Raw genomic sequence first — 12303 nt, forward strand, 5'->3', positions numbered from 1 at the left:
ATTCTTTGCTGGGACCGCCGACAGCCGTTCGAGGCCGCGATCCCCCATCAATGTTTGCCCATGCAGGAATTTTCAGCCTGAGTATAGGCCTCAGGCTTCTCTTCGTGACTGGCAGGACGTGCACGTCCCCACGCATCATTAGCGCGGGCGCGCAAGTACACATAGATGTCGTCCATGTAGCAGGCGACATTTGGGTTATCGCCAAACGCCGGCATGACATTCTCCTGCGCGGTGCTGATGTTCTTGCGACCGCTGGCAACGACTCCAAGAAAATCGCCATAGCTCATGGTCTTCAGCGAATCCTTCAGCGCCGGCGCGTAAGTCGACCCCATTCCGTCCGGCCCGTGGCAGACGTGACATTCCGAATGGTAACGGCGGTAGCCCGAATAGGTGTACCAATCGACGGCCCCATCAGCGGCGATCTTGTAGGTCGGGTTTCCGTCCTTGTCGAAGTACTTCCCGTCCTCGGACTTCACGGCAGCCGGATCACCGGACCCATCGGCAAAGGCGCGTTCCGTCAAGGCCATTCCACCGGCTGCCACGCATATAGCGGCCACCGCGATAAAGATATTACGCAAAGCTTGGTCCTCGAATTTCGGGGCAAGGCAGACCGGCGCATGGACCAGGTCCATGCGCCGGAAGCAGCCATCCTCAGTTTACTGCGGCAGGGAGAACACGGTCAGCGTGCCACCGAGCGCGGTGTAGTTCGAGAGCGCAGCATAGCCACCGACTGCACCGAGACCTGCGGTCGGATCGGTCAGGCCAGCCGCGAGGCCGATACCGGCCCAGCCACCGACACCCGACAAGACGGCGACATATTGCTTGCCGTTGTGCTCATAGGTCGTGACGTTGCCGATGATGCCGGACGGAGTCTTGAACTTGTAGAGCTCCTTGCCGGTCTTGGCGTCGACCGCCTTGAGGTAGCCTTCGAGCGTGCCGTAGAACACCACGCCACCAGCGGTCGCGAGTGCACCCGACCACACCGAGAACGGCTCCTTGTTCGACCAGACGATCTTGCCGGTCTTGCCGTCCCAGGCAATGAAGTTGCCCATGTTGGTGTCGCCCTGAGGCGGATACATCGACAGGGTGGCGCCGACATAGGGCTGCCCCGCGGTGTAGCTCACCTTGAACGGCTCGTAATCCATGCAGACATGGTTGGTCGGCACGTAGAACAGCTGCGTGTCAGGAGAGTAGGCTGCAGGCTGTTCGTCCTTGCTGCCGAGCGCCGCCGGACAGACCCCCTTGGTGTTGTGATCCTCGCCGTTCTGGTCGGTCGAATATTGCGCGACCACCTTGGGACGGCCGTAGGTCGGCGAGTTCTTGTCCATGTCGACGCCGGTGGTCCAGTTGACCTTCGGGTCGTACTTCTCGGCGACCATGAGCTCGCCGGTCGCACGATCGAGCGTATAGCCGAGGCCGTTACGATCGAAATGCGTCAGCAGCTTGCGCGCCTGTCCGTTGACCTGCTGATCGGACAGGATCATCTCGTTGACGCCGTCATAGTCCCATTCGTCGTGGGGCGTCATCTGATAGACCCACTTCGCGACACCCGTGTCCGGGTTGCGCGCGAAGATCGTCATCGACCACTTGTTGTCACCGGGACGCTGCTTCGGATTCCAGGTCGAAGGATTGCCCGAACCGTAATAGACGAGATCGAGCTGCGGATCATACGACGCCCAGCCCCAGGTGCAGCCGCCGCCGATCTTCCACTGATCGCCCTGCCAGGTCTTCAGGCTCGAGTCCTTGCCGACCGGCTTGCCGAGCGCAGTCGTGCTGGCGTCGAACAGGATCTGGTCATCAGGCCCTTCCGAATAGGCCTTCCAGGCCTGCTTGCCGGACTTGATGTCGTAGGCTGTCATGCTGCACTGGACGCCGAACTCGCCGCCGGACGTGCCGACCAGGACCTTGTCCTTCACCACCAGCGGAGCGGAGGTGCCGGTCTGGCCCTTGGAGGGATCGCCATTGACTGCGCTCCAGACCAGATTGCCGGTCTTGGCATCGAGCGCGATCAGCTTGTCGTCGGCCTGATGCAGGAAGATCTTGCCGTCGCCGTAGGCGAGACCGCGATTGACCGTATCGCAGCACATCACCGGAATGACGTTCGGATCCTGCTTGGGCTCATAGCGCCAGACGATCTTGTTGTCCTGCGACAGGTCGAGCGCGTACACCTTGTTCGGGAACGGCGTATGCACATACATCAGGTTGCCGATGATGAGCGGGCCGCCCTCGTGACCGCGCAGCACGCCGGTCGAGAAGGTCCAGGCGACCTGCATCTTGCCGACGTTCTGGGCGTTGATCTGGTTGAGCTTCGAGTAGCGGGTGTTGGCGTAGTCGCCTGCCGGCATCACCCAATCTTTCGGGTTCTGCGACATTTTGACCAGTTCATCACTGGCCCATGCGCCACCCGCGGCAAGTGCCGCGACCGACGTCAGACAGGTTGCGAGCAGTACTTTTCGCATCGTCCATCCTCCCATTTTGAACACAGGTCCGCACGACGCGGCCCAGTCTCTTCTTCAGCGGCAATCCTTATCCAGTTCGAAATCGGGAAACTTGCCCAAGAGCGAAGCCGCTTTGCTCAAGAGTGAACCGAAACGAAGTTTTTGGGAACGATTTTACTTTGCTGGACCGCAACATAGGGCTGCATTTCTATTGTGCGGAGCATCAATGAACGTCCATGCTCAGCCTTCGCCCGAAGGTTGATCGTTCTTCTTGACGGCTTGGAAATGAAGGCGGAGGATTGTTCAGGGACTTGCGTTGCGGCACAACAGGCGCGAACGGGCTCAACCAGCCGGCCAGACGAAGAGGCTGCCAAAAAAAGGGAATATTTTGGCTTCACTTTTGTCACCCGCCTTCTCTGCGGCGGGCCGTTGCGTTCGATCTTCAAATCGGTGGATGGACATGCCCGATACGATCCGCTCGCTCAGCACCACGGGCCTGACGCCCAAGAGCCAGATCCAGCGTTGGTCAGACGCACTGACCGATTTGTGCGGCCGATTTGATGTTGACCCGCTAGAGGGAACATCATTCGACGGGCGCATCAACTACACCCTGATGTCTCGACTGAAGCTGTGCCAGATCGAGGCGAGTCAACATCGGATCGCGCACACGCTCGCACGGTCTCGCTCCACCGAGCATCCCTATATCAAGATCCTGTTCCAGACCTACGGCACCTCCTATTTCGAGCAGGACGGCCGGCACATCGAAATCGGACCTGGCGACTGCCTGGCCTATGACGTGTCGATGCCGCATACGATCGTCAGCCCGGCTCTGACCCGTCATGAGGTCGTGATCGTACCCAAGGAGCTGCTGCAGGAGCGCGGCTTTCGCCTCGACAAGATGGTGGCATGCAAGCTGTCGGCCCGCAGCGGAACCGGGCGGATCGCGCACGACGTGGCGCATGCCGCGTTTGACGAGGCCACCAAGCTCTCGCCGCACAGCGCCGTCGGCGTGGCCGAATCGCTGATCGATCTGCTGCTGTTGCCGCTGCGCGAAGCCGACGCGATGTTCGATCGCGGCGGCCCCGAAGCGATCTATATCCGCGCCCAGGCGTTCATCCGCGAGCATCTGCGCGATCCTGATCTAACTATTGACCAGATATCTGCAGCCCTCGGTTGTACAAAGCGTTACCTGCACATGGTGTTCAGCGACCGCGGCATGACGGTCAGCGATTATATCTGGCGGGCGCGGTTGCAGCACTGCCGCCAGGAACTCGAGACGCAGTCGGGAAAGACAATCACGGACGTGGCGTTCTCATGGGGCTTTTCGAGCTCATCCCATTTCAGCCGCGTGTTCCGAAAATATTTCGGCGTCGTCCCGTCTGCTGTCCATAGAGCCGCAGCACGGTGATCACTGGCGCGTTCGCCGCCGAGCCTGCCCGTCTCCCGATCGTCTGCACAGGCCCGCGAAGGGGGCGCTATTGCGCGCCGCTCTGAAGCACCTTCTGGAATGCGTCGCCCAGAATCGCGGGCTCGCGCGGCGGCAGATAGGTGAGGCCGGCCGCGCGGCCGAGCTCGGCCAATGTGCCCGACGCCTGCAGCTCTGTGAGCGCACCGTCGACCGCTGCCAGCAGCTCCGGATTGCCGGCGAGCCCGACATAGCCGCGGTTGGCGCCGATCGGATAGAGATAGCCGGAGCCCATCAGTCTGGTGTCCGCGTGAGCGGCGCGATAGGCGTCGAAACGCCTGATGTCGAGCAGGGTGGCGTCGAACCTGCCTTGCTCCAACTCGCCGAGCAGATCGTCGCGGCCGGGCACGAGATGGGTGATGTTGTCGATCAGGCGGCCCTTGTCGAAGGTCATCAGGATTGCGTCGGCAAGCGTCCCGCTCTCGATCGCGATGCGCAGGCCAGCGAGATCGCCGATCCCGGCAATCGGCCGCTGCTTCGCATCGGGACCCAGCACCACGGTCAGGGACGAGAACATGTAGGGCTTGCTCGGCCTGAGCACGCCGAGTGCCACCCGTCGCCGCCGATCCTCGCGGGTAGCGCCATCGAAGTCGGGCAGCTTGGCGGTCTTCACACCGGGCACGACCAACGCGTCCTGCGTCAAGGCGTAACTGCCGACCAGCCCGCAACGGCCGTCGGATAGCAACGCATTGGCTTCGAGCGCAGGGCTCGAGTCCTCGTCAAGCTTGCTCTCGAACCACTGGATCTCCAACGGACGGCCCAAGCGATCGGCGACAGCCTGCGCCAGCGCGAGGTCGAAGCCGCTTCCGGGCTTGCCGCGGTGATGAACCGAGAGCGGGGGCAGATCCTCGTCCAGGCATACGCGTAACGCCGGGTCAGCCGCATGCGCCGCCGTCGTCGCGAGGACCAGGGCGGCCGCACAAGCCGCGCGCCATGGCTTCATTGCGCCCTCCGGCTCGACACGTAGGCCCAGAGTGCTGCGATATCGTCGTCGCTGAGAATATCGCCCCAGGGCGGCATACGGCCGTTCTTGCCCTGCTTCACCGTCGTGACGAAGCGTGGCTCATCATCCGGAAATCGGCGCAGGTCAGGTGTGATGGTGCCCGCATTGACCATGTTGGGGCCATGGCAGTGCGAACATTTCTGGGCAAAGGTCATCTTGCCCTGGTCGATCTTGGCGTGCGCGTCGCCGCCATCCTGTTGCTGGGCGATCGCGACCGTCGATAGCGAGGCCACGAGTACCGCGACGGCGGCGCATTGCGCCGCCGCCCACATGAACGCATTCGTCTTCACGAGCATTCCACGCTTAGTTCTTGACCGCAAAGACCCAGAGCGAGCCACCCGCCGGGACATTGGCCAGGCGCTCGTCGCCGGAGAACAGCGAGTAGACGCCGCCGTAGCCCGAGGTCACAGCGACGTACTGCACGCCGTCCTGCTGCCACGTCACCGGCTGGCCTTCGATGCCGGAGCCGGTCTGGAATTGCCAAAGCTTCCTGCCGCTGTCGGCGTCGAAGGCTTCGAACTCGCCGGTCAGCTGGCCGGAGAAGACGACGCCGCCGGCGGTCGACAACACGCCGGAGAAGCGCGGAATATCGCTCGGCTGCTCCCACTTGGTCTTGCCGGTCAGGGGATCGATCGCCTTGAGTTGGCCACGCGGACCATTGCCCCATTCCCAGAGGTCGGTCAGGTCCATGCCGAGATACCATTCGCCGGCCTTGTAGGTCGCGGGCTCCGTCTTGTAGTGGCCGCCGAACACCAGCGTGTTGGCGTAGGCCAATCCGGTCTGCGGATTGAACGACATCGGCTCCCAGTTCTTGCCGCCAAGGATCGACGGAAAGACCACCACCTTCTTGCCCTCGCGCGCATCCCGCGTGACATCGGTCTCGATCGGCTTTCCGGTTGTCATGTCGATGCCGGAGGCCCAGTTGACCTTCACGTAAGGATTGGCCGCCAGCAGCTTGCCGTTGGTGCGATCGAGCACATAGAAGAAGCCGTTGCGGTTGGCGTCCATCAGCACCTTGGTGGGCTTGCCTTCGACATTGATGTCGGCGAGCACCATCTCGGCGACCGAGTCGTAGTCGAACGGGTTGTTCGGTGAGAACTGGTAGTGCCACTTGATCTTGCCGGTCTTCGGATCGAGCGCCAGCACCGAACAGGTGTAGAGGTTGTCGCCAGGACGCACGGCCGCGTTGAACGGGCCGGGATTGCCGATGCCCCAATAGACGGTGTTCAGCTCAGGATCATACGACCCTGTGATCCAGGTCGAGCCGCCGCCGAGCTTCCAGGTGTCGCCTTTCCAGGTATCGCCGCCGGGCTCGTCCGGTGAGGGCACGGTGTGGGTGCGCCACAAATGCTTGCCCGTGGCGGGATCCCAGCCGTCGATGAAGCCGCGGGTGCCGAACTCCGCCCCCGAAATGCCGGTCAGCACGACGCCGTCGGCAACCAGCGGCGCCACCGTCATCGAATAGCCTTCCTTGATATCGGCCGCCTTCTGCCGCCACAGCTCCTTGCCGGTCTTGGCGTCGAGCGCGATCACATTGGCATCGAGGGTCGTGCGGAACACCTTACCATCGAACAGGGCGGCGCCGCGATTGATGATGCCGCAACAGACGATGCGCGCAGTCTCGGCGGGATATTCGATTTTGCTTTTCCAGATCTGCTTGCCGGTCTTGGCATCGATCGCCATCGTCGCGTTATGCGTCGTGACGTAGATGACGCCCTGGTACACCAGCGGCTGCGACTCCTCGCTGCGATCGTCGGCGAAGCTGTAATTCCAGACCGGGACGAGATTCTTGGCGCTGTCCTTGTTGATCTGCGTGAGCGGGCTGAACCGTTGCAGGTTGTAGCCCATTCCGTAGTTGAGAACGTTTGAGGTATCTGTCGCACCCTTGACCAACTGATCGGCGGTCTGTGCGTTTGCGCCAAACGATGCACACATCGCGAGGCCAGCGGCCAGCGCAATCCGTTTCATTCATTTCCTCCCGAGTTTTTTTCTGCGCGCCTATTCTGACGCTGCATGGGCAACACTCTGCCCAAAACCAAAAACGCGTCAACACGAAAACGCAGGCAGCAATTTTCGCGGCCGCCAGCGATGTTCTGATTCGCTTCTGCCTGCGGCTCCAACTCTGCCCGCGGCTCTAACTCGTTGCGTTTATGAGAGAACGCCATGGTATTGATAATACCATTTGTATGCTGCAGTGCGGCATGAAGCTTGCTTTCTCAGAATCTGCCGGAGAAGCAGAGGAGAAAGTGGATGAGACAGACGATCCTTTGGCTCGGTGTGGTCGGTTGCCTCGGTGGAGTTGCGAGTGCGCGTGATCTCGGCCAATGGGGTGCAGTCGATCCGGCGCTGCGCGAATGGTATCAGGCCTTGATGCAGCCAGATGTCCCGACCGCGTCATGCTGCGGCGAGGCCGATGCCTATTTCGCCGACGAGATTCATGTCCGGCAGGGCAAAACCTATGCGGTCATCACGGATGATCGGCCCGACGAGCCGCGCGGCCGACCGCACATCGCCATCGGGACCGAGATCGAGATCCCGATCAACAAAATGAAATGGGACAAAGGCAATCCCACCGGCCACGGCATCGTCTTCCTCAGCCGCAACCGGTATGTCTTCTGCTACGTGCAGCCGGGCGGTGCGTAGGAGGAGCGCGCTCTGCGAGCTCCGCTTCGCGAGGGCCGGAGCTTCAACGGCGGAGCCGAAGGTTTGTCGAGCTGTATTGCAGCTCGCGGTTGCGAAGGTGCGGGCCCGCCGTGGCCCTTGACGGCGCCTCCCTCGCGCTGACACGATCATAGCAGATGCTGCGACATGAAATCCTGCGTTCGTGACAACACCGACGCGCGGAAACTAATGGAGATGAGCTATGATGTTGCGCCACGCGCTTGCGTCGTCCGCGATCGTTTTGATGTGTGCAGGTTTGCCGGTGCAGGCGGCGCCACACAAGGCGGACCCGGTCAAGCTATTTGATACTGATAATGACGGAACCCTTGACCTTCAGGAAGCCAAGAAGGCCGCCGCGGCCGCATTCGCAAAGCTGGACGTGGACCACGAGGGGACGCTCGACGCCCGCGAGCTGCGCGGCAGGTTGGGCGGCAAGGATCTGAAAGCGGGCGACCCCGACCATGACGGCACGCTTACCCTGGACGAGTACCTCGCCGTGGTGACGGAGCGGTTCAACGCGGCCAACACCGACAACGACGGAACCCTTGATGCCAAGGAATTGGCGACGCCAGCGGGCCGCAAGCTCTTGCAGTTGTTACGATAATGCGGCTCTCCGATTCGAACTATCAATCATCGTGAGGGTGCCAGACTTGCGTTCGCCCAAATGCGGCCCTAGCTTCAAGCCCGGCGTGAGCATCGCGCCAGCAATGACAGCGTGAACTTGGGAGCTTGAAATGGCCTGGAGAACTCCGAAAATTGTCGAAGTGCCGGTGGGCATGGAAATCAACATGTATGCCTGCGCAGCGCGCAAGTAATACCTGCAAATAGCGTCTAAGCGGGTCTGCCAAGCCTGATCGAACCTGACCGGTTCAAGACGGCTTGGCAGATTTCGTTTGGCTATCCCGCGCTCGAGTGTCAGGCGTTCTGGTTGTCGAAGAAATAGAGATCGACGCCGCCATCGGCGAAATTCGAAAGATCTGCCGCGGCAGCTTTGCCCTCTGCCGATCCCATGCCGGCTTTCAACGCGTCCATCGTATCGAACGTCAGCGTCGCAACGAGATGCAGGTTGCTCGAGCCCCCCGGTGCGGCAACCGCGCCGCGGCTGATGTCATAGGCCTTGAGACCCGGGATTTTCTTGGCTAGCGGGATGTGGACATCCGCATAGTGCTTGTCGAACGCTTCGGCGCTTTTTGGTGTTTTATACAGCACGAGAACCTTCGCCATCCGTTCATCCTCCCATTTGATTTTCGGTTGTAATGGTTGCTACCTTCGCAGTCCTCGCCGTATGGATCAAGCGCCCGCGCGCTGGCCGTGGATCGCGGATCTGTGATACGTTGCGGCTGCCGACTTCAATGCAGAAATTATCGATCGGCACGAGCTCAGGCCTATTCGTCGAGCCTGACCGCCAATGTTCAGCTCTTTGAGCGGTCACGCCTGACATTGGCCTGGGGCAGGGCAGGCCTGGGGGCGTCCCGTTGTCGCTCCGGCGGCTCTGATCTCACCAGTCTTGAGTGCCGCCGAGCGCGGAGTATCTTTGGCCTTGGTTTCTGATTTCAGGTTGCGTCCGGTCTTTGAGTCCTGATTCCGTGAGCAGTTAGAAACCCGATCGCCTCCAAATCGTATTCCAGTATAGAATATGGTTGGTTCCAAGGATTGCAGACATGAGCCCGATCGATCTCGTCATCACCATCTGCGCCGTTCTTTCGCCGACCACCTGCGAAGAGACGCACCTCGTGTTCACCGACGGCGGCTCGCTGCGCCAATGCGCAATGCAGGCACCGCCCTATATCGCGCAATGGATCGGCGAACACCCGAAATGGACCGCGGTGAAGTGGCGCTGCGAATATCCGCACAGCAATGACAAGGCGTAAGCGACGAGCCGTGTCGGGCGCATTCGATCTCAGTTCGTGCAGTCCTTCAGATCCTTGTCGGCGATCGAGACGACCGCATCGGCCTTGATCTCGATATCGCGTACAACGCACTGTTTCGACCCGGCATAGCTGACCTTGGCGTCGTAACGCCCGGGCTCGATGCCGGTGAGTCGCAGCCGCTCGTCGTGGTCCACCTCCTTGTCCTTATCGTTGAGTGTCTGGTTGGGACCCCAATTATTCTGACCCGCCGGCGACAGCTGAAACCCGGTGATGGTTGCTGTGGTCAGATTCCACAGCCGAATGCCCTTGCCCTGCGCGAGCAGGGCGCAGGGCACCGTCAAACATAAGGCTGCAGCGACTATCAGTGTCCTTGGCATCACGTCCTCCGAGCTCTCGTTCTTGTTGGCCTCTCATGATCAATGCGCGTCACGATCCCGCAACATTCAAGCGCGCCAGATCGGCCTTGATCGCCATGATCACCGCGTCCGTTCGGACTGCACGCGGCGTCTCGATCGGGACCGTATGGAGCAGCCGGGCCGGGCGCGAGGACAGAAAGAACAGCCGGTCGCCGAGCCGCGCCGCGTCGTCGAGGCTATGCGTGACGAGCAAGGTGATCATCGGTCGACTGCCGACGAGGGAGGCGATCTCCTCGCGCAGGCGCGCGGCCAAGGCGTCGTCGAGCGACGCCAGCGGTTCGTCCAGGATCAGAAAGTCGGGCTCGACCGCGAAGGCGCGTGCGATGGCCACCCGCCGGGCAAGGCCGAGCGACAGCTCGCCCGGGTAATGCTCGCGATGCGCGCTCAATTCGAGCACGGCCAAGATGGCGTCGAGTTTCGCCGCTTCGATGTCGGGCGCTGCCAGCCGGACGTTTTGTTCGACCGATCGCCAGGGCAACAGCCGCGGCTCCTGAAACACCATCGCGAGCCGGGCACCCTCGGGGCGGGAAATATGGCCTGCGAAATCATGGTCGAGCCCGGCAAGGATCCGCAGCATCGTGCTCTTGCCGCAGCCGGATGGTCCGACCACGACGCCGACTTCGCCGGAATCAAGCACGAATTCGATGGCCGCGAGCACCTCATGCCGTTTGCCGGCGGCGCTCGTGAAGCTCTTGCTGATGATATCGACCTCAAGCCGCACGAAGCCGCCACCGGGATGCGCGCCGCTCAAATGGCTGCACGAGTAAGGTCTCGATCACGAGCACGACCGCCGCAAAGCTCAAGGAATAGGCCAGCAGCAGCGGAATATCGAACAGCTGGAAGGCGACACCGATCTCGAAGCCGACGCCGTTCGGCCGCCCCAGCAGTTCTGCAACCAGTACGATCTTCCAGACCAAGGACAGGCCCGACCGAGCCGCGGCCGCGATGTAGGGCGCCAGCTGCGGCAGCAGCAAGTGGCGAAAGCTGCGCCAGCGCGAAAACACGAACAATTTCGCCATCTCATCCAGCGCCGGGTCGAGCGCACGCGCGCCTTCGCGCAAGGTCACGACGGCGGTCGGCAATTTGTTGATGGCAATGGCGCTGATGGCTGCGACCTCGGTCAGTCCTGCCCAGATGTAAGCGAGCACGATTACCACCAGCGCCGGAAGGTTGAGCAGCAGGATCAGCCAGGGATCGCCGAGGCGATCGGCGAGCCTGACCCGGCCCATCAGATATCCGATCACAGAGCCCAGGGCCATTGCGAGCGTGAAGGCGAGCATGACACGGGCGAGCGTCGCGCCAAGATGCAGAAACAACGCGCCGGACCTGGCTTCTGTGATCATGACCGCGAGCACGCTCGGAGGCGGCGGCAGCTTGCCGCTACCGCCGAGTGCGGCTGCAATCCACCAAATGGCGAGCAACAGCGCAATGGATGCCAGCCGCAGCACCTCAGTCCCTCGGATCAGGATTGTAGTAGGTGCCGGGGCTGAGCTGCTCTGCGGGTCCGACCAGATCGCGCCCGCCGATCTCGGCCAAGACGCGATAGAGCACGCGGCCATCCGCTTCTTCGTCGACGATTGTCCGCCGCGGAATACCGTCGCGGTAACGATCGCGATAGGCGTGCAGGGTCGCCGCGTCAGCCGCACCGGTGAGCGGTGCGATCGCGTCCCATTCGGCGTCGGAGCTGGCGAGGATGTCCTTGGCCTTTGCGGTTACCTCCAGGAAGCGGGCCACAAGCTCCCGATGCGCCTTGGCCCAGTCCTCGTCGAAGACATAGCCGACCATCGCGACCCGTCCCCTGGCGCCGAATTGCGGCAGCAGGTCTTCGATACCGATCAGGCGGCGAAAACCCTTGGCTTCAAGCGCGGCACAGAAATTCCAGTAGTTGATGCCGGCGTCCATTTCGCCCTCGGACAATTTCGCCGCGAGCAAAGGCGGCGCGCCATAGGTGATCGTCGCCTGCGACTTCAGATCCAATCCGCCCCGCTTGGCGGCGGCTTGCAGCAACAGCCAGCTTTTGTCGAGCGGCCCGCCGGCCACCGCAAGCTTGCGGCCTTTCAAATCCGCCAGTGTTCGGATCGGCGAGGACGGCGGGATCATGACGGCGCCGAGCGCGCTGGAATAGGGATAGAATTGCAGCTTCGCACCCAGCGCACGTTCGCGCGAGACCCAGAGCCAGTCCGAGACCATGAGGTCGGCATTGCCCGCGCGCAGAGCGATCTTGCCTGCTTCGGGGCTTGCGAGTTCGACGGCGTCGATTGTGAGGTCTGCCTCCTTGTCGAGACCGTGGGCGCGGATGACGGCCAATTCCCAGGCGAACGTCCCGGTCTTTTGCACTGCAACCTTGATCGTGTCGGCGGCGCAGCATGCCGAGATCGGGGCGATCGCGCAGATGAAAATGCCAACCAATAGACGAAGAACTTGCTTCATGAGGCCGTGAGCCGTTTCC

The 12303-nt window shown here is 61.9% G+C and carries 15 protein-coding genes; 5 read left to right on the plus strand and 10 right to left on the minus strand.

Translation table 11 applies throughout. The features are described from left to right. Nucleotides 1-47 precede the first annotated feature (47 nt). Both ACQR1W_RS37625 and xoxF5 read right to left on the minus strand, forming a co-directional pair. Entirely contained in the window at nt 48-527 is a 480-nt protein-coding gene (locus ACQR1W_RS37625) for a c-type cytochrome, methanol metabolism-related (protein ID WP_434855586.1), read from the minus strand. Between the two features lie 129 nt (nt 528-656). After that, a complete protein-coding gene (xoxF5, locus tag ACQR1W_RS37630; RefSeq protein ID WP_008971533.1) occupies nt 657-2459 on the minus strand; it encodes a lanthanide-dependent methanol dehydrogenase XoxF5 in 1803 nt (600 codons plus the stop codon). Nucleotides 2460-2898: 439 nt separating this feature from the next. On the opposite strand from xoxF5, the gene ACQR1W_RS37635 reads away from it, so the two are divergent. Further along, complete coding sequence (locus ACQR1W_RS37635) at nt 2899-3846, plus strand: helix-turn-helix domain-containing protein (RefSeq protein WP_008971534.1); 948 nt, start codon at nt 2899-2901, stop codon at nt 3844-3846. A gap of 67 nt (nt 3847-3913) precedes the next feature. Here ACQR1W_RS37635 and ACQR1W_RS37640 read toward each other — a convergent pair whose 3' ends face one another. The 3 genes from ACQR1W_RS37640 to ACQR1W_RS37650 are packed head-to-tail and all read right to left on the minus strand — an operon-like array spanning nt 3914 to nt 6874. Beyond that, nucleotides 3914-4846, minus strand: coding sequence for a substrate-binding periplasmic protein (locus ACQR1W_RS37640; RefSeq protein ID WP_434855499.1), 933 nt, complete (start codon nt 4844-4846; stop codon nt 3914-3916). Next, a complete protein-coding gene (locus tag ACQR1W_RS37645; protein WP_434855500.1) occupies nt 4843-5202 on the minus strand; it encodes a c-type cytochrome in 360 nt (119 codons plus the stop codon). Before ACQR1W_RS37645 ends, ACQR1W_RS37640 begins: the two co-directional genes overlap by 4 nt. A 7-nt stretch (nt 5203-5209) precedes the next feature. Continuing rightward, a complete protein-coding gene (locus ACQR1W_RS37650; RefSeq protein WP_434855501.1) occupies nt 5210-6874 on the minus strand; it encodes a methanol/ethanol family PQQ-dependent dehydrogenase in 1665 nt (554 codons plus the stop codon). A gap of 282 nt (nt 6875-7156) precedes the next feature. On the opposite strand from ACQR1W_RS37650, the gene ACQR1W_RS37655 reads away from it, so the two are divergent. The 3 genes from ACQR1W_RS37655 (at nt 7157) to pqqA (ending at nt 8382) form a co-directional block, all read left to right on the plus strand. Then, nucleotides 7157-7549, plus strand: coding sequence for a hypothetical protein (locus ACQR1W_RS37655; RefSeq protein ID WP_434855502.1), 393 nt, complete (start codon nt 7157-7159; stop codon nt 7547-7549). Nucleotides 7550-7811: 262 nt separating this feature from the next. Then, entirely contained in the window at nt 7812-8171 is a 360-nt protein-coding gene (locus ACQR1W_RS37660; RefSeq protein WP_434855587.1) for a calcium-binding protein, read from the plus strand. A gap of 130 nt (nt 8172-8301) precedes the next feature. Continuing rightward, entirely contained in the window at nt 8302-8382 is an 81-nt protein-coding gene (gene pqqA / locus ACQR1W_RS37665) for a pyrroloquinoline quinone precursor peptide PqqA (protein WP_083841505.1), read from the plus strand. A 100-nt stretch (nt 8383-8482) separates the two neighbouring features. Here pqqA and ACQR1W_RS37670 read toward each other — a convergent pair whose 3' ends face one another. Next, nucleotides 8483-8791, minus strand: a complete 309-nt coding sequence (locus ACQR1W_RS37670) for an EthD family reductase (RefSeq protein ID WP_434855503.1) — start codon at nt 8789-8791, stop codon at nt 8483-8485. Between the two features lie 437 nt (nt 8792-9228). Between ACQR1W_RS37670 and ACQR1W_RS37675 the strand changes: the two genes are divergently transcribed. Continuing rightward, complete coding sequence (locus tag ACQR1W_RS37675) at nt 9229-9438, plus strand: hypothetical protein (protein WP_008973907.1); 210 nt, start codon at nt 9229-9231, stop codon at nt 9436-9438. 29 nt (nt 9439-9467) lie between these two features. On the opposite strand, the gene ACQR1W_RS37680 is transcribed toward ACQR1W_RS37675, so the two are convergent. The 4 genes from ACQR1W_RS37680 to ACQR1W_RS37695 are packed head-to-tail and all read right to left on the minus strand — an operon-like array spanning nt 9468 to nt 12284. After that, nucleotides 9468-9815 (minus strand): hypothetical protein, encoded by a 348-nt coding sequence (locus ACQR1W_RS37680; protein ID WP_434855504.1) that lies wholly within the window; start codon nt 9813-9815, stop codon nt 9468-9470. 49 nt (nt 9816-9864) lie between these two features. Next, the gene (locus ACQR1W_RS37685; RefSeq protein ID WP_434855505.1) at nt 9865-10575 is read right to left on the minus strand and encodes an ABC transporter ATP-binding protein; all 711 of its coding nucleotides are present in this window, start codon (nt 10573-10575) and stop codon (nt 9865-9867) included. Continuing rightward, on the minus strand, nt 10565-11302 hold the full coding sequence (locus ACQR1W_RS37690) for an ABC transporter permease (protein ID WP_434855506.1): 738 nt from the start codon (nt 11300-11302) through the stop codon (nt 10565-10567). The genes ACQR1W_RS37685 and ACQR1W_RS37690 overlap by 11 nt, the downstream gene beginning before the upstream one ends. 1 nt (nt 11303) lies before the next feature. Continuing rightward, nucleotides 11304-12284: an ABC transporter substrate-binding protein gene (locus ACQR1W_RS37695; protein WP_434855507.1), complete on the minus strand. Its 981-nt coding sequence runs from the start codon at nt 12282-12284 to the stop codon at nt 11304-11306. Between the last annotated feature and the right edge of the window lie 19 nt (nt 12285-12303).

The sequence above is a fragment of the Bradyrhizobium sp. HKCCYLS1011 genome, assembly GCF_051167795.1.
Classification (GTDB): domain Bacteria; phylum Pseudomonadota; class Alphaproteobacteria; order Rhizobiales; family Xanthobacteraceae; genus Bradyrhizobium.